Below are 16,728 nucleotides of genomic sequence, written 5' to 3'. Positions count from 1 at the left end.
AACAAAAAGAACCGCCGGTTGTTCGAGGGTCGGCGGTTCTTCGTTGTGCTTCTATTATATAGGATTAGGACTGTGGTTTGCTTTCCAAAATGACAACCCCTCGGCCCGGAACCGTCACGGAACCCGTTACCACGGCATTCGCAAGCAGATCTTTGCGTTCGGAGGCGCCGATTTCCACCGCGGAAGCTTCCGCGTTGTGATTCAGCAGGAACAGATATTCCAGCCCGTTCTTGACCCGGCGGGCCACTTCCACCCCTACCGGAGCATCGAGAAGAGGCTTAATGCCTTTCTCCTCGCACAGGTTCTTCATCAACCCTTGCAGGAAATCGGCCTCGGGGCTGCTGGCCACATAATAAGCGCGTCCTTTTCCGAATTTATTCACCGTCAACACCGGCATACCTTTATAGAAATCGGAACCGTACTCCGCCAGCACTTCCGCGCCTTCGGAATGGATGAGGTCACAGAGCAATCCGCATTCATACGGCCCTTCCAAACTCCCCCAAGACCGCTTCATCACGATCTGGTTCTTTTGGTCCGGGAACAGCGCGTCGATTTCCTCGGCCCAGATCCCCAGAACGGAACGAAGCTCGCCCGGATACCCGCCGGTCGTCACCAGATCGTTCTCATTGACGATGCCGCTGAAGAAAGTGGTTACGAACGTTCCGCCCGCGGCCACAAATTGCTCCACTTTCTTGGCAAAGCCCGGTTTAACCATATACATGACCGGGGCGATGACGATTTCATATTTGCCAAAGTCCTCTTCGACCGACACCATATCGCTTTCCACATGCATTTGGAAGAGCGCGTCATAATATTTGTGGACTTCATTAACATAGTTCAAAGCGATGGTCGGACCGCTGGACAATTCGGTTGCCCATCGATTCTCCCAATCGTAGACGATGCCGATTTTTGCTTCCGTGCGGGCGTCCAGCAGCGTATCGCCCAGTTGCTGCAGCTCGCGGCCAAGCTCGGCAACCTCCCGGAATACCCGGGTATGCTCATGGCCCACATGCTCGATGACCGCGCCGTGATATTTCTCGCAGGCTCCGATGGAGCGGCGGAGCTGGAAGAACAGCACCGTGTCCGCGCCGCGCGCGACAGCCTGATAGCTCCAAAGCCGCATAACCCCAGGGCGTTTGAGGGAATTGTAGGCCTGCCAGTTTTGCTGGCTCGGCGTCTGTTCCATAAGCATGAACGGATCTCCGCTCTTCAGGCCGCGCATCAGGTCATGCGTCATCGCCGTGAAGCTGACCGGCGTATCCAGAGACGGATAATTGTCCCATGATACGATATCCATGTACTTCGCCCACTCGAAATAATCCAGCTCCGGATAAAAGCCCATCAGGTTGGTCGTGACCGGAATATTCGGGGTGTGCTTCTTAATCTCTTCGTATTCCAGCCGATAGCATTCCAACAGACTGTGAGACATAAAGCGGCGGTAATCCAGGGAAATGCCTTGGAAATTGGTGCGGTTTCCTCCCCATTCCTCGCTCAGCTCGCTCGGAGGGACGATTTCTTCCCAATCATAAAAGGTATGTCCCCAAAACCGGGTGTTCCAAGCTTTATTCAAAGCATCCAGATTGCCGTAACGCTCCTTCAGCCATTCGCGGAAGCCGGCCGCGCAATTGTCGCAATAGCAGTAGCCCCCGTATTCGTTGGAGATATGCCAGATGAGCAGGCCGGGATGGTCCTTGTATCTTTCCGCCAGCTTTCCGGCCATAAGCGTGGAATATTTCCGGTATGTCGGCGAATTGGGACAGGAATTATGGCGTCCGCCGAATTTGCGTTTTCTCCCCTGCACGTCCACGCGCAGGACATCGGGATATTTTCTGGCCATCCAAGCGGGATGAGCCCCTGTGCTGGTCGCGAGGCAAACATAAACGCCACTCTTATAAAGTCGATCCATCGTTTCGTCCAGTTGCGTGAAATCGTAAGTATGTTCATCGGGCTGGTTCAGCTCCCAGGAAAAGACATTGACCGTAGCCACGTCGATGCCGGCGAGTTTGAACATCCGTTCATCCTCTTTCCAGATCTCGGGCTCCCATTGTTCAGGGTTGTAGTCCCCGCCGTACCATATTTTCGGCAGCTTTTCATTGATCACTGCGGAACACATCCTTTATTCATGATATAATTATATTCTCATTGTAAAATGTATTGAAATGGCTTTACATATAATATTATTGTCACGGTATATAATAATATGGTACTTGAGGTGACTCGAATGAACCCCCCTGTCGTTCGCAGGTTTGTCTTTTCGCCAGCAGGTAACCCCCATCTTCCGCTGGTGGTAGAAAGCATCGGCTATAATCCTTACCAGGAACCCATCGTCCGCCCCGAAGGTTATCCCTGTTACCATTGGATTCAGACCGAGTCCGGGCAAGGGACGTTGTTATACGGAACGGAGACGGTCCTTCTGGAGCCGTATAGCGGTATTCTGCTGCCCCCCGGTCTTCCCCATTGGTATGAGGCCAGCGGCAGCGGTGTATGGAGAACGATGTATCTCACTTTTGGCGGTCATGCGGCCCCCTCGATCCTGTCTTCGTATATGATTCGGGAGCCGGCCTTTTTTCGTTGGGAATCCGATGCTCCCTTGACGGCACTGCTTAGCTCCATGCTGGGGATGCTTGAAGCCGGAACCGACCGGTTCGGTCTGGAAGCTTCGGCCGGGATCTACCGGTTTCTCGGTCTTCTCAGCAAGTATGGCCAACCCAGCGCCATCTCGGTTACGCGCAACATGGAAAAGCTTGAGCCCCTGCTTGCCTGGATGGAACAGCACTACGGCAACCCGGATATCGGACTGGATACGCTAGCCGAAGTGCTCGGCATTTCGAGCCGGCATCTGAGCAAACTCTTTCAGTTGACTTTCGAGCTGTCCCCTTACGCCTACCTGGTGCGGAAGCGGATTCACAAAGCCAAAGAACGGCTGGCCGGCTTTCCGGACCATACGGTGGCCAGCATTGCGGCGGAAACCGGTTTTCGCGACACCAGCCACTTCGTCGCCACGTTCCGCAAACATACGGGCATGACGCCGCAGCAATTCCGCAAGCTTCACTAAGCCGGAAAAGCGAAGGGCGTTAAACCGGCCTGTTCGATTTTTAGGCTAAGGTCACTGTATACGTTTTCCCGACCTCCATCCAAAAGGCGTCCCCTTCGCGCTTCGCCTGCGCACCGTTCGAAAGGGATACGCGTAGCGTATGGTTCAAACAAACGATTCTGCACCACCCTGGGCGTGAGGCTTGGATACGGGCCTCGGCAAGCCGCCCCTCTTGCCAAACGATGTCGACGGTATACCCTCCTCTCGCTTTCAACCCGCCGACCCGTCCTGTCGACCAGGCTTCCGGCAGCGAAGGCAGCAGGTCGATTCCGCCACGGTGGCTCTGCAGCAGCATTTCGGCGATCCCCGCCGCGCCTCCGAAATTCCCGTCGATCTGGAACGGAGGATGGTCGTCAAACAAATTCGGATAAGTCGACCGGGCCAAAAGCGTGTGCACAAAACGGTACGCCGATTCGCCGTCTCCGAGTCTGGCATATAGGTTGATCAGCCAGGCACAGCTCCAGCCCGTATGGCCTCCCCCTTGGCCGATCCGGTTCTCCAACGACAGGCGGGCGGCTTCGGCCAATTCCGGCGTCTCTTTCGGAGTTATGGAGTTCCCCGGATATAGACCGTACAAATGAGAGACGTGTCGGTGTCCGGGCTCCGCCTCTTTGAAATTCTCGCTCCACTCCATCAGGCGGCCGTCCGGACCAATTTGCGGCTTCGCCATTCTTTCCAGCGTTGCGCTGAGCTGCCCGGACCATTCATGATCCGTGCCGAGCAGCCCCGCCGCTTGGATGCAGTGCTCGAAGATCTCGCGAATCAAAGTGATATCCATGGTGGAGCCTGCGGATACGCTGCAGGGTTCCCCGTCCCCGGTTAAAAACTTGTTCTCCGGGGACGTGGACGGAGCGGTGACCAGCCGCCCGTCGGGGGTCGGAACCAGCCAATCGAGGCAGAACTCCGCGGCGCCTTTCATTAACGGATAGGCCGTTTCCCGCAGGAAGGCTTCATCTCCGGTAAAAGCGAAATGCTCCCAGAGATGCTGGCATAACCAGACCCCGCCCATCGGCCAGAACGCCCAGCTGGCCTCCCCGTCGCTCGGGGTGGACATCCGCCAGAGATCGACGTTGTGATGGGCGACCCATCCCCTGGCTCCATAATGAATCCGGGCGGTTCTCGAGCCTGTTTCGCTCAATTCCCGGATCAAGTCGAACAAAGGCTCATGGCACTCGCTCAGGTTGCAGACTTCGGCAGGCCAATAATTCATCTGGGTATTGATATTGGTCGTATAGTTGCTGTTCCACGGCGGTTGAATTCTCGGATTCCAGATCCCCTGCAAATGAGCGGGCTGGGTCCCCGGTCGGGAACTGGTCATCAGCAAATATCTTCCGTATTGAAAATAAAGCGCCTCCAAAGCGGGATCCTCATTACCCGCCCGGTAACGTTCCAACCGTTCATCCGTTGGCAGCAGGCTGCTGTCGCTGCGGCCTAATTCGATCTCCACCCGGCTAAACAGCGCTTGATGATCCTGCACATGCCTGCGGCGAAGCTCCCGGTACCCGAGCTTTTGGGCGGCATCCAAAACAGCCGCGCAGGCGTCGGCCGCTTCTTCGGCCCCTTCCGTCGTCGGCATCACTTGGTAGCCGCGGAAATTCGTCGCCGCCGCCAGCAGAATGGTGATTGAGGATGCACCTTCTATGCGAATTTCCTCTTGGTCGGCAGCGGCAGTTCCTCCCTCCTGAACGACCCGCACCTCGGTTACGAACGCAATCCCCCGCCCCTCTTCAAACAGAACCGATTGGGGATGGTCTCCCCGGTAATTGTCGGCGACATGGCTGGGCGCGGTTCCCTTCATTTGCAAACCCGTTCCTTCAAGAATGGCCTTGCATTCATAGGGAAGCGGCGAATTTAAGGCAACCGTCAAGTCCAGACTAGCTCCTTCAGCAGCGGTATAATGGACAACCATCACCTGATCCGGTGCGCTGACGAAAATCTCCCGCTTATACCTCCGGTCCCCACGGTTGCAGGAAACACCGGCAATCCCGGTTTCCAAGTCGAGATCCCGGTAATAGTCCGTAGCGGGCGCATCCCCGGGATGCTCCAGCTCCAAGTTACCCAAAGGTTGATAGGACTCCGTTCTTCTGGCGAGCATTTTCGCATCGATCAATTGCTCCGCCTCTTTGTATTTCCCGGAAAATATCATTTCTCTTACCCGCTCCAAATGACGGAGCGCGTCGTAGTTTTGCGTATCCCGGGGATATCCGGACCATAACGTATCTTCATTCAAGGCGACCACCTCTTTGCGGTCGCCTCCGTATACCATCCCGCCGATCCGACCGTTTCCGATCGGCAGCGCTTCCTCCCAGCGGGAAGCGGGCTCTTTATACCACAGCTTCAAGTGCCTTTCCGTTCGCTTGTTCCCATCCTTCATTCTAACGCCTCCACTCCCTGAAACTTGTAGAAAAGGCCCGAACGTAACGACGGGCCTTTTCCATAAAATATACTATAATATTGGCTGCTGCAAACGCTTTATTTTATTGAATCTCTTTGCCTGTGAACAGCGAGACTCTGGCTTTAACCAGTTCGGTGTATTCCGCTTCCATCTTCTCTGCTCCGGCTTTGTCAAGTTCCGCGAGGAAAGCGTCATAAATTTTGTCGAAATCCGCCGGTTTTGCGAGGATCGCTTCCGGAATCCGTTTGCGGATAATGTCTTGGGTCTTCTTGAAAATAACTTGGTAATCGCCATCGGTCGGAACCGGCATGTTATACAGTGCGCCCCACTCTTTCGCAGGGAAGGCGTCTTCCGCCGGGAACAGGTCTTTCCAAGTTGTCAAGTTATAAGCCTTCAACGTTTCTTTTTCCGCTTCGGTATAGCCGGCAATAATTTGCTCTGGGAAGTTCGTTGTATAATAATTGCCTGTCGAATCTTTAACGCCATCGCCGTAACGGGCGCCCAAAGTCAGGTACATCCCGATACCCGATTCTTTTTGGAAGTTCGTAGCGTCGTTGACTTTACGATCCTGAATCTCTGCAGGAATTACGCGCGTTTCATTTGCATCAACCGTATAATGCTTGCCTTCAATCCCCCAGTTGCGGAGAATTTGGCCTTCCTCGGAGGACATCCAGTCCAGGAATTTAATGGCGCGAACCGGATCTTTACAAGCTGTCGTGATCGAGATACCGTACCCGTCGACTCCGGCGGATTGGAAGGAATGATCTTCGTATTCTTCCGTCAAGGTTACAGGGAAATGAGCGTAAGTGTATTCGTCTTTACCGGCCGTTTTCAAGGCGTTTTCCGCATCTTGATAACCCCATTCTTGGTCGATCAGACCGAGAACGCGCCCACTGGCGATTTTGGCTTTGTATTGGTCTTCTTTTTGGACGAAACTGTCTTTATCGAGCAGACCTTCATTGTACATATGATTCAACCAGCGGAAATACTCTTTCTCTTCAGGACGTTTGTAATGCAGTTTAGCTTCATAAGTTTCCGGATTTACATAGTATTCGCCGTCATCCGGAGCACCCGTCGCCAGGAATGCCGGATTCGTTACCGTAATCATGATTCTCCAGTCGTCCGCATTCAAAGTAAGCGGAATCGTAGGTTGTCCGTCGGTGGTCGGATGCTTTTCCACATATTGCTTCAGTACGTTTTCGAAGTCTTTGACCGTACGAACTTTCGGGTACCCCAATTCTTTCAGAACCCGCTGCTGGATCTCGAAACCGCCGGTAGCGTCGAAAGATTGTTGGTCCACGCCGCCATTGGTCATGATCGAATAGATAGCCTGGTCTTCATTGCTGTATTTCAAACGGTTCATGTCTTTTTCGAAAATTTTCTTGATGTTAGGAGCGTGCTCCTCGATCAACGGAGCCAGGTCAACCAGCAGACCCGCGTCAATTAGCTTTCCAAGATTGCCTTTAGCGAAAATGATATCCGGCACTTCGCCGCTCGCCGCCATCAGCGAAATCTTCTGCTCGCCGCCGCCGCTGCCTACGTCGTATTCGGCATCGATCGTAACGCCCGTCTTTTCGGTGATGACTTTACCGACATCGTCCTGCATGTTATTCCAGTTCGGGCTGGCGTCAGCGCCGAAGAAAGTAAATGTAATTGGACTGTTATCGTCCGCCTTTTGCTCCTGCCCCGCATTTCCCTTGTTTCCTGTAGCGCTATCGTTACCGGATTTGCCGGAGTTACCGCAGCCCCCGACAAGCAGAGTGCTTGCCAATAGAAGCGCTGCAAAAGTCTTAGGCGTTTTCCACTTCATTTCTAGTTCCCCCTCATATAAATATAGAAGCTATATTGTATAACAGGTACTCCTGCATATACCTCAATTAAGAAACCTTTTACCAATTTAAGCGTGTTCAAATTCTTTTTCGAAACATCCCTCATCCATTCGAATGAAGTAAAGGCTTACATTGTTGCTCTTTTAAAAGGGTCTGACTTTACTTCAAGAAACGTGTTCCGCCGCGCCGAACCCTGACAGCGGCGGAACTGTAACATTCAGTTTGCTGCACCTATTATTACGCCTTAACCGCGCCAAGCGTCATGCCCGAAACGAAATACCGCTGAAGGAACGGATAGACGAACAATATCGGAAGCGTAACAACAATCGTGATAGCCATTTTGATCGACTCCGGCGAAACCTGTGCCATCTGGTTGGCCATGTCATTGGCGTTCACCATGTTGGCGCCTTGGTTTGTACTTTGGAGAATTTTCATCAATTCGAACTGCAACGTTGTCAAATGTGGCTTATTCCCGTTATACAAGTACGTGTCGAACCAGGAATTCCACTGGCCTACCGCCAGGAACAGCGCGATTGTCGCCAAAACCGGCTTACAGAGCGGAAGAATCACTCTCCAGTAAATCGTAAAATCATTGGCTCCGTCGAGTTTCGCCGATTCCTGTAACGCATAAGGCAACCCGTCGATAAAGGAGCGGATGACGAAGACGTTAAAGGCGCTGACAATCCCGGGAAGAATATAAATCCAGAATGTGCCGATCAGATCCAAATGTCTCATCAGCATATACGTCGGCACCAGACCGCCGGAAAAATACATCGTAAGCGCCAGGAACACGGAAACGAATTTTCGTGATGTAAAATCCGGTCGACTTAGGGTGTATGCCAGCATCGAAGCGCTCAGCAAGCCCAGCAGCGTTCCTGAAATTGTACGCAGAATCGTGATCTTAAACCCTTGGATCAAACCGCTGTAGCTGAAAATCGTTTTATAGTTTTCTAATGTGAATTCACGCGGCCAGATATGAATGCCGCCGCGGACCGTATCCGTTGAATCGTTCAAGGATATCGCCAGCACGTTCAGGAATGGATATAACGTGATGACGAGGATGACCGTCATAATAATCACGTTAACGACATCGAAGATCCGTTCGGACTTGGTAGCGTTAAATGATGCTTGTGTCGCCATTTTCGTCCCCTCCTCCTACATGATGCTTTCTTTCGTTGTTTTCTTCATGATGCCGTTGGCCAACAGCAACAGAATGATACTTACTACGGAAGTAAACATACTGATCGCCGTACCGTAGGAGAAGCGGCCTATATTAATGCCGTAGTTCAATGCATACAAGTCAAGCACTTCGGAGTAATCCGTTACAAGCGAATTGCTCAATTGGAACTGTTTCTCGAACCCGATTCCGATCAGGTGACCGATCGACATAATCAGAAGCACAGAGATCGTAGTTCGGATCCCCGGAAGCGTGATGTTCCAAATTTGTCTGAACCGGCCCGCACCATCCACCCGGGCTGCTTCGTAAAGTTCTTTATCGATCCCGGTAATCGCCGCCAAGTAGATAATGGCGTTCCAACCGGTTTCCTTCCACATATCTGAAGCGGTTACAATTCCCCAAAACCATTTCCCTTCGGCCATAAATTGGATCGGCTCGTTAATGATGTTTAGCGACAGCAGGATATCGTTCACGACCCCGCCGTCTCTGGAGAGCATTTTCGTAATGATCCCCGCTACAACGACCCAAGACACAAAGTGAGGCAAGTAGGATACCGTTTGTACGGTGCGCTTGAAGTGTTTCCCCCGAAGCTCGTTCAGGAATACGGCAAAAGCGATCGGAACGATGAATCCTACGACCAGGCCCATAAGACTCATGGCCAGCGTATTTCTCAAGACCAGATAAAATCTCTCGTCCTGGAACAATTCCACGAAGTTTTTAAAACCCACCCACTTCTGATCGGTAAAAGACTTAGCCGGTTTATAGTTCTGAAAGGCCATCGTCCAGCCCCAGATCGGCAGATAGTTAAATACGAATAACCAAATAACGAATGGTAAGGACATTAGGTAAAGATATTTCTGCTGTACCACACTCTTCCAAAACCCTTGCTTCCGCTTCTTGGGCGGCTTTGGGATGGCGCTTTCATTTCTGGTCCCGGGTTTTGCTGACAGCGTTTCCATGTGTCCAATCCCCCCTTCTCTGCTATACCTCTATGATAAAGCAGGGGGAAAATCGGAAATACCCGGTAGATTTTAGAGAAAACCATATAAAAATTAGACATTACATGGAATGGTAAACGAAATCTCCGTCCCTTTGCCGTATTTACTGGAAATCTTCAAGCCATGCGGCTCCCCGTATGACAAAACGAGCCTTTGATGGACATTGCGAAGCCCGATCCGCTTTTCTTCCGATTCCTCGCTGCCGGAGATCGAGCCTTGCACCTCCGCAAGCCGTTCCGGGGTCATGCCAAGGCCGTTGTCCTTCACCTTGACCAGGATATGGTTTTCCAGCTTCCTGATCTCGATGACCACTTCAACGCCGTCTTCTTTGTCCTCCACGCCGTGGACGACGGAGTTCTCGACTAGCGGCTGGATAATGAGCGGCGGCAAACGGATCTCATTCGCCTCGGGATCGACGTTCAGTTCATACTGCAGCCTCGACTCATAGCGGAATTTTTGAATCTCCAAATAAGAACGAACCATTTCCACTTCTTCCTTAAGCGGGGTTCTCTCTCTGCCGACCTCGAGATTTTTCCGCATCAACCGGCCCAGCAGCCTTACGACGTTAGCGATCTCTTTTTCGCCCTTCATATGGGCGTTCATGCGGATCGACTCCAGGGCATTAAACAAGAAGTGAGGATTGATCTGGCTGGCCATCATCTTTAGTTTGATTTCACGCTGTGCCAGCTCGAGCGCGGTATTCTGCTCCGTTTTCTCCACGACCTGGTCCATCAGCATTCGGATGCTCTCCACCATATAGTTGAACTGACGGTACAGCTGACCGATTTCATCGTTCCCGTCAATCCGGGAAACAACGTTTAAATCTCCCAGCGCCAATCGGTTCAAGTGCCGGCTGAGGCGCAAAAGACGGTTGCTTGTCAGGAAAGAAACAATATAAACAAACGCCAGCGCGAACAGCAGCACGAGCAATATAATAAGCAGACCGATCAAACTGACTCTGTTGGCATCTTTCACAATCGATTCCGTACTGAAAAAAGAGATGATCTTTAAACCGTTGGCGCTCGACTCCGGGAACACATCGTCCACGACGACATAGGATTTCTCGCCTTTGATCTCCAATTGGTGCGTCCCTTTTCCCTTAGTGCTCAGGTTTCTTCCGTAATCCATTTGATCGAGCACTCTTCCGACAAGCCCCGGCTTCTGGGCGGCGACGATAATTCCTTGATCGTCGACAATCAACGTCTCGAACGGCTCCTGGCGAAGGATCCGGTTCAATTCCTCTTGGTCGAGCGAAACCATCAGCACCCCGCTTGTCCGCTGATCGGGAAAAGGAAGCTGGCGAATCAGACTTAACTTCCCGACGGGAAGGACGTCGTCAACGGCGATGTAGGCCCAACGGATGCTTTTGGTTTTCAGCGCCTCCTGGTACCACTCCGTCTTCGCGATGCTGTCGGTCACCGGAATCAGTTGGGTATTGTTAATCAAAGTCGGATTATCGTAATAAAAACGAACGGAGGCGACTTCCCGGTAGGTTCTCGGAAACTGCTGAAATCCGGAATAGTTCAAGTAAGCCTTCGTCAATTCCAAAACATTGTCGTACCGCGTCGATACGACGCGTTCCAAATCTTTATCCAGCAAGAGCGTGTTGGAGACGTCCACCGGGACTCTAAGCATATTTCCCAGTTGGGACTTCGTCTTCTCCACGTTATTCGTCGCCTGGTCAATGGCCCGTTCCATCGCCTCCGACCGAAAAAAGCCGACGAGGCTCCCACCTACGATCAAGACCGGAATCATCACCACAAGAATGTAAGAGATGATCAGCTTGTGCTTCAGCTTCAGATTATTTGTAAACCGGATGATTTTCTTTAACATCGCCATGCCTCCCGCATTTCGGACAAAATGGAGAAATAACCAAATCGCCCGATAAAAACCGAAAATCCCCTGCTTTGAGCAAAGCGGGGATATTCGGGCGCAGCCGGCTGTCCGGCTCGCTAGGATCATATTAATTTAAGTACGGGCAAAAGAGCAATCTGATTATTTCAGGGAAATGACCAGCTCGGTTTTGCCCGTGAAGGAAGCCGCTTCAACGACACCTTCGCCGTTCAGGGTTCCGCCTTCCACGGATGCGATCTCGCCCATGCCGTAAACCGCCGCTTTAAAGGCCTTACCTGCGCCTTCCGCGGTGAGCTTGATCTTGCCGCCTTCGCGAACCGCGGTCACGAGCAGCTCGGTTTCACCCTTCATGTTGCGAACCGAACGGGTAACGGTGACGCCTTCGTCCAACTGATACAAGCCGAGCTTCACGCCGTCCGCGAAATCGTAATCCGGACGCGTATCGTTCGCACCGATCGGAAGAATGCTGTTCGGGCGTACATACAGCGGAAGACCGAAGAAGTCGTACTTCTCTTTTTGCCATTTGCCGCCTTCCACCGTTTTGCCGTTCAACAGATGAGTCCACTTGCCCTCAGGCAGGAAGTACGAAACTTCGCCGCTTTCGCTGAACACCGGAGCGACCAGCAGGGAATCCCCCAGCATATACTGGCGGTCCAGCGTTTCGGCGGCCGGATCGTCCGGGAATTCCAGGAACATCGCCCGCATGCTCGGCACGCCTTTCTCCGTGGCGTAGACGGCCGTATCGTACAGATATGGCATCAAGCTGCATTTCAGCTTCGTGTAGAAGCGGGTTACATCCACCGCCTCATCGTCATAGGCCCAAGGCACGCGATAGGAGCTGCTGCCGTGCAGGCGGCTGTGGCTGGACAGCAAACCGAAGGCGAGCCAGCGTTTGAATACATGAACCGGCGCCGTGTTCTCGAATCCGCCGATATCGTGGCTCCAGAACCCGAAGCCCGCCAGGCCGAGGGACAGACCGCCGCGCAGACTTTCCGCCATCGACTCGTAGTCCGCGTAGCAGTCGCCGCCCCAGTGAACCGGGAACTTCTGTCCGCCGACCGTCGCCGAACGGGCAAACAGAGCGGCTTCGTTCTTGCCCAGCTTCTCTTCCAGCACTTCAAAGACAACTTTATTGTAAAGGTACGGATAGTAGTTGTGCATTTTAACCGGGTCGGAACCGTCATGGTACACGACATCGGTCGGAATCCGTTCGCCGAAGTCGGTTTTGAAGCTGTCGACGCCCATGTCCACAAGTTCACGCAGGTAACCGGCAAACCATTCGCAAGCCTCCGGATTGGTGAAGTCCACCAAAGCCATTCCCGGCTGCCACAGGTTCCATTGCCATACGTCGCCGTTCGGTTTTTTCACGAGGTAGCCGTTTTTCTTGCCTTCCTCGAACAAGCGGGAGCGTTGGCCGATGTAAGGGTTAATCCAAACGCAAATTTTGAGGCCCTTCTCTTTAAGCCGGTTCAGCATGCCCGCCGGGTCCGGGAACACCCGCTCATCCCATTTGAAGTCCGTCCAATGGAATTCGCGCATCCAGAAGCAGTCGAAATGGAAGACGTGCAGCGGCAAATCTCTTTCCGCCATACCGTCCACAAACGAGTTCACGGTCGCCTCGTCGTAATCGGTCGTAAAGGACGTAGTCAACCAGAGGCCGAACGACCAAGCCGGCGGCAGGGATGGTTTACCGGTCAATTGCGTATATTTGTCCAGCACATCCTTCGGCTGCGGTCCGTCGATGACAAAATACTCGATCGATTCGCCGGGAACGCTGAATTGAACTTTCTTGACCTTTTCCGAGGCCACTTCGAACGAAACGCCGCCCGGATCGTTGACGAACACGCCATAACCTTTGTTGGTTACGTAGAACGGAATGTTCTTGTAAGCCTGCTCGGAGCTGGTGCCGCCGTCCTTGTTCCAGATATCCACGATCTGCCCGTTCTTGATGAAGGCCGTAAAGCGCTCGCCCAAACCGTAAACCAATTCGCCCACGCTCAAGTCCAGCTCTTCCCGCATGAAGGTTTCGCCGTTCGGATCGGTGACGTGTGCCATCGATTTGAAGGCGCTGCCGGTCAGGCGCTGCGTTCCGCGGTAGAAATCCACCGACCACTGGGCCCCTTTGGAAATACGGACGCTGAGATCGCCGCTCTTCAATTCGGCGTACTCTTCCGTTTCCGTAATTACGGCATGATCGCCGCCGGACGCAAGTTCAAAGTTCGGGCCGTGATCGACGGTCCCCGCAAAATGGATCAACTTGACGCCGATCACGCCGGGAAGCGGCGAGTGGAACTGCACGGTAAGCAAGGTTGTATTAATCATATCGCCGCGGCCGCGAAGCGGCGTCGTCGACGCGGAGGCCGTCAGCGTTTGGTCTTGAACCATAAAATCGTAGGCCTGAACTGCGGTGGAAAGTTTGAATCCTTCGCGAATCAGCCAGTTTCCATCGGTAAATTTCATTGGAGATATACCGCCTTTCGATTTACAATATTGTCTTTATTTCCACTATAAATCCTCTTACACTTGCATTATACTGATTAAAAAGAAATCATTCTAACATAATTCGATGATAATATAACACAATTTTGAGGTGAACATCATGGATCAAGCTCTGCGGCGCTCTTTAAAGGAAAGCCGGGCCCACGGCGACGAGCACCTGCCTTTCGGAACTTATTGGTTCCGCTACGGTCCCGGGGAACATGTCATCGATTGCCATTGGCACGAGGAAGCTGAAATTTTTTACTGTGTAGAGGGAGAAACCCTCTTTCAAATCGATACGGATTACTTCCCGGTACGGGCCGGGGAAGCCGTCTTTGTGGACGGAAGCGACATCCATGCCGCCCATGCGTTGGGTGAAGCGGGCTGCGCCTTCTTTTCCCTCGTGTTCGATACGAATCTGCTGGCCAGCGCCCATTACGACGCCGTTCAGGAGAATTTGATCCTGCCCCTGCAAGAAAGAAAAGCGACCTTCCCGAGGCATATCAAAAGGGGGGATCCTTGCGAATCCGGCCTGCTTGACCACATCGTCTCCATCATGAAAAGCTGCAGCGACGAATTGCCGGGATTCGCCGGGGCTGTCAAGGGCCATCTCTACCTGATGCTGGCCGAAACGGTGGGGCAGGGCAAAACCTGCAACCGGACCGCAAGCAACCGGAGCGAATCTTCCAAGCTGGAACGCTTGAAGACGGTCATCCATTACATCCAGCACAATTACGAGAACCCGATTCGGCTGAGCGAACTGGCCTCGTTAATCCCCATGAGCGAGGGGCAGTTCTGTCGGTTCTTTAAATCCATGACCCGGCAAACGCCGATGGATTATATCAACTCTTACCGGATTCGCCAGGCCGCCGAGCTGCTCCGGGATCCCGAACGCAAGATTTCCGATGTCGCTCTTGAGGTCGGTTATGACAATATCAGCTACTTCATCCGGGTGTTCCGAAAAACGATGAAATGCTCCCCCTCGGAATTCCGCAAGAAACTCCGTACCGGAGTCGAAGTTTAAAAGATTAGTTTATGCCAGGGGCTGCCTTTTTACCCGTAAACAAAACCCGGCTGATCAGCCGGGTTTTATGCATGGTTTGCCGTTTTCCGGTAAGCGGACGGGGACGTCCCCACATATTTGCGGAATTTGCTGTGAAAATAGTCTACATTGGTATACCCGACCTTCTCGGCAACCTGGTAAACTTTCAGCCCTTCTTCCAACAGGGATTTGGCCTTTTCGATCCGGACTTTGTCCAGATAAGTGTTAAAATACTCGCCGGTTTCGTTCTTGAACAGTTTGCCGAGGTAGGCGCTGTTGTAGTTAAAGATGCCCGACAGGGTCTCCAGTTTTAAATTGTCGCTGAAATTGCGGTGAATCAAATCCAGCATAACTTTGACTTCGCGGTGCTTTCCGCCTTCGTTCAATTGACTCATCATCTGCTCCAGGAAAAATTCCGTTTCGGCATAGAGCCCTTCCAGTGTGCGAACCTTGTAAATTTCGGAGAGATAGTCCGAAAATTCCTTGCTGCGGCTTTGCAACTCCGGCGATTGCTTCAGCCCTTTACCGAGAATCGCCGTCAGCAGCTCCGCAAACCTCCGCTTGATATCGCCTTCGCTCTGTCCTTCGGCCACGAGAGCCTGACCTTTGCGGCGGATCAGCGCCTTGACAGTCTCCCGGTTGCCTACTTCAACCGCGTAATAAAGCTGCTCATAAAACTCCGCCGAACCGTGATCCACCACAGACGGGACTTCCTTCTGAAAATGCTCCAACATATCGCAAGTTAGCAGCCGGTCATTGCCGAGGAAAAAGTGATGCTTGCTCAATTCCCGTGCGGCATGAAAGGAACGAGCCACTTCGCTCAACCCGCCGACCTTCGGTCCGACCGCAACCGAAAATTCCGCGCCCGTCTCGGAAACGGCTTCGCGAATTCCCTGGTAAACGCTGTCCGTTTCGACCCCGAGAATCGGAGCTTTCAACAAAATGCCGATATGCGTATGGAAGCTGAATACACACCCCCGGCCGGTCATTTCAAATCGGGATACCATTTTCTGCCGAATGTGGCTGGAGGCTTCGTCGTCGGCATCCTCATCCACATGCAGGGTGATCAGCAGGACCTGGTAGCACTTCCACCGCAGATCAAGGTCATCCGCTCGCTGCTGGAGTTCGGTTTCATCCTTCTCGGCGCCGGCCAGAAGCACCTGAATAAACGCTTCCCGGCTCCATTCCCTGGTTACGCTGTTCCACTGCTCGGCTAACCGTTCCTGCTTGATCTGCAGCTTGATTTTTTCGATATAATCGATCAATTCCTCTTCGTCTACAGGCTTCAGCAAATAGCCGTCCGCCCGCTGGGTAATCGCCTTCTTGGCGTAATCAAAGTCGGCATAGCCGCTCAGAATCAAAATATGCAGCATCGGATCGAGCTGGCGCAGCCGCTGGATCAACTGCAGACCATCCATCCCCGGCATCCGGATATCGGCGATAACGAGATCGGGCAAGTGGGCTTGGTACTTCTCCAATGCTTCGTTGCCGTTGGCGGCCGTATCCACGACCGTGTATCCGTATTCGTTCCAATCTATGAAAGTCCGCAAACCTTCGCGCAGCTTAGGTTCGTCGTCCACAATCAGCACTTTAATCATGCAGGTTCCCCCTGTCGGAAGTATTACCGTGTGTTCTGTCCAGCGTTCCTACCCGACATATAACACTTGATTGAACGCAAAAAAACCTTTCTCCACAGAGAAGGGAATAAAGCGTTTACATATATAATTATAATGATTATTCCAGCATCCCTCAAACATAATTATGTTCATTTGTTGCACAATTTTGATGTTTGGGTAAGGTTGTTTCTCCTATTCCCGCAAAAAAAGACCGCCTCGGCCAAATGCCGCAGGCGATCCTCCGT

Annotated in this window: 10 protein-coding genes; 2 read left to right on the top strand and 8 right to left on the bottom strand. The window is 52.6% G+C overall.

The window, feature by feature from the left end:
• Positions 1–64 precede the first annotated feature (64 nt).
• On the bottom strand, positions 65–2,101 hold the full coding sequence (locus tag FRY98_RS09145; RefSeq protein WP_148451464.1) for a beta-galactosidase: 2,037 nt from the start codon (positions 2,099–2,101) through the stop codon (positions 65–67).
• Positions 2,102–2,221: 120 nt separating this feature from the next.
• Between FRY98_RS09145 and FRY98_RS09140 the strand changes: the two genes are divergently transcribed.
• Positions 2,222–3,055, top strand: coding sequence for an AraC family transcriptional regulator (locus tag FRY98_RS09140; RefSeq protein ID WP_148451463.1), 834 nt, complete (start codon positions 2,222–2,224; stop codon positions 3,053–3,055).
• Between the two features lie 40 nt (positions 3,056–3,095).
• Here the strand turns inward: FRY98_RS09140 and FRY98_RS09135 are convergent, their stop codons facing one another.
• The 6 genes from FRY98_RS09135 to yicI all read right to left on the bottom strand — a co-directional run bounded on the left by FRY98_RS09135 (position 3,096) and on the right by yicI (position 13,807).
• Positions 3,096–5,468 (bottom strand): glycoside hydrolase family 95 protein, encoded by a 2,373-nt coding sequence (locus FRY98_RS09135; RefSeq protein WP_148451462.1) that lies wholly within the window; start codon positions 5,466–5,468, stop codon positions 3,096–3,098.
• Between the two features lie 103 nt (positions 5,469–5,571).
• The gene (locus FRY98_RS09130) at positions 5,572–7,299 is read right to left on the bottom strand and encodes an ABC transporter substrate-binding protein (protein WP_148451461.1); all 1,728 of its coding nucleotides are present in this window, start codon (positions 7,297–7,299) and stop codon (positions 5,572–5,574) included.
• Between the two features lie 256 nt (positions 7,300–7,555).
• Positions 7,556–8,458, bottom strand: a complete 903-nt coding sequence (locus tag FRY98_RS09125; RefSeq protein WP_148451460.1) for a carbohydrate ABC transporter permease — start codon at positions 8,456–8,458, stop codon at positions 7,556–7,558.
• Positions 8,459–8,473: 15 nt separating this feature from the next.
• Entirely contained in the window at positions 8,474–9,454 is a 981-nt protein-coding gene (locus tag FRY98_RS09120) for an ABC transporter permease (RefSeq protein ID WP_148451459.1), read from the bottom strand.
• A 93-nt stretch (positions 9,455–9,547) separates the two neighbouring features.
• On the bottom strand, positions 9,548–11,326 hold the full coding sequence (locus FRY98_RS09115; RefSeq protein WP_148451458.1) for a sensor histidine kinase: 1,779 nt from the start codon (positions 11,324–11,326) through the stop codon (positions 9,548–9,550).
• A gap of 162 nt (positions 11,327–11,488) precedes the next feature.
• Entirely contained in the window at positions 11,489–13,807 is a 2,319-nt protein-coding gene (gene yicI, locus FRY98_RS09110; RefSeq protein ID WP_148451457.1) for an alpha-xylosidase, read from the bottom strand.
• A gap of 139 nt (positions 13,808–13,946) precedes the next feature.
• Here yicI and FRY98_RS09105 point away from each other — a divergent pair, with 139 nt between their 5' ends.
• A complete protein-coding gene (locus tag FRY98_RS09105; RefSeq protein ID WP_148451456.1) occupies positions 13,947–14,849 on the top strand; it encodes an AraC family transcriptional regulator in 903 nt (300 codons plus the stop codon).
• A 65-nt stretch (positions 14,850–14,914) separates the two neighbouring features.
• Here the strand turns inward: FRY98_RS09105 and FRY98_RS09100 are convergent, their stop codons facing one another.
• On the bottom strand, positions 14,915–16,465 hold the full coding sequence (locus tag FRY98_RS09100) for a response regulator transcription factor (protein ID WP_148451455.1): 1,551 nt from the start codon (positions 16,463–16,465) through the stop codon (positions 14,915–14,917).
• Positions 16,466–16,728: the final 263 nt, after the last annotated feature.

Source organism: Paenibacillus faecis (assembly GCF_008084145.1).
In the GTDB taxonomy this organism is placed as follows: Bacteria; Bacillota; Bacilli; order Paenibacillales; family Paenibacillaceae; genus Fontibacillus; species Fontibacillus faecis.
Note: the sequence above shows the minus strand (reverse complement) of the source record. Positions and strands in the feature narration are given on the sequence as shown.

Coding starts and splice junctions, on each gene's coding strand:
- FRY98_RS09140 (WP_148451463.1), top strand. CDS start 2,222: ATGAACCCCCCTGTCGTTCGCAGGTTTGTCTTTTCGCCAGCAGGTAAC.
- FRY98_RS09135 (WP_148451462.1), bottom strand. CDS start 5,468: ATGAAGGATGGGAACAAGCGAACGGAAAGGCACTTGAAGCTGTGGTAT.
- FRY98_RS09130 (WP_148451461.1), bottom strand. CDS start 7,299: ATGAAGTGGAAAACGCCTAAGACTTTTGCAGCGCTTCTATTGGCAAGC.
- FRY98_RS09125 (WP_148451460.1), bottom strand. CDS start 8,458: ATGGCGACACAAGCATCATTTAACGCTACCAAGTCCGAACGGATCTTC.
- FRY98_RS09120 (WP_148451459.1), bottom strand. CDS start 9,454: ATGGAAACGCTGTCAGCAAAACCCGGGACCAGAAATGAAAGCGCCATC.
- FRY98_RS09115 (WP_148451458.1), bottom strand. CDS start 11,326: ATGTTAAAGAAAATCATCCGGTTTACAAATAATCTGAAGCTGAAGCAC.
- yicI (WP_148451457.1), bottom strand. CDS start 13,807: ATGAAATTTACCGATGGAAACTGGCTGATTCGCGAAGGATTCAAACTT.
- FRY98_RS09105 (WP_148451456.1), top strand. CDS start 13,947: ATGGATCAAGCTCTGCGGCGCTCTTTAAAGGAAAGCCGGGCCCACGGC.
- FRY98_RS09100 (WP_148451455.1), bottom strand. CDS start 16,465: ATGATTAAAGTGCTGATTGTGGACGACGAACCTAAGCTGCGCGAAGGT.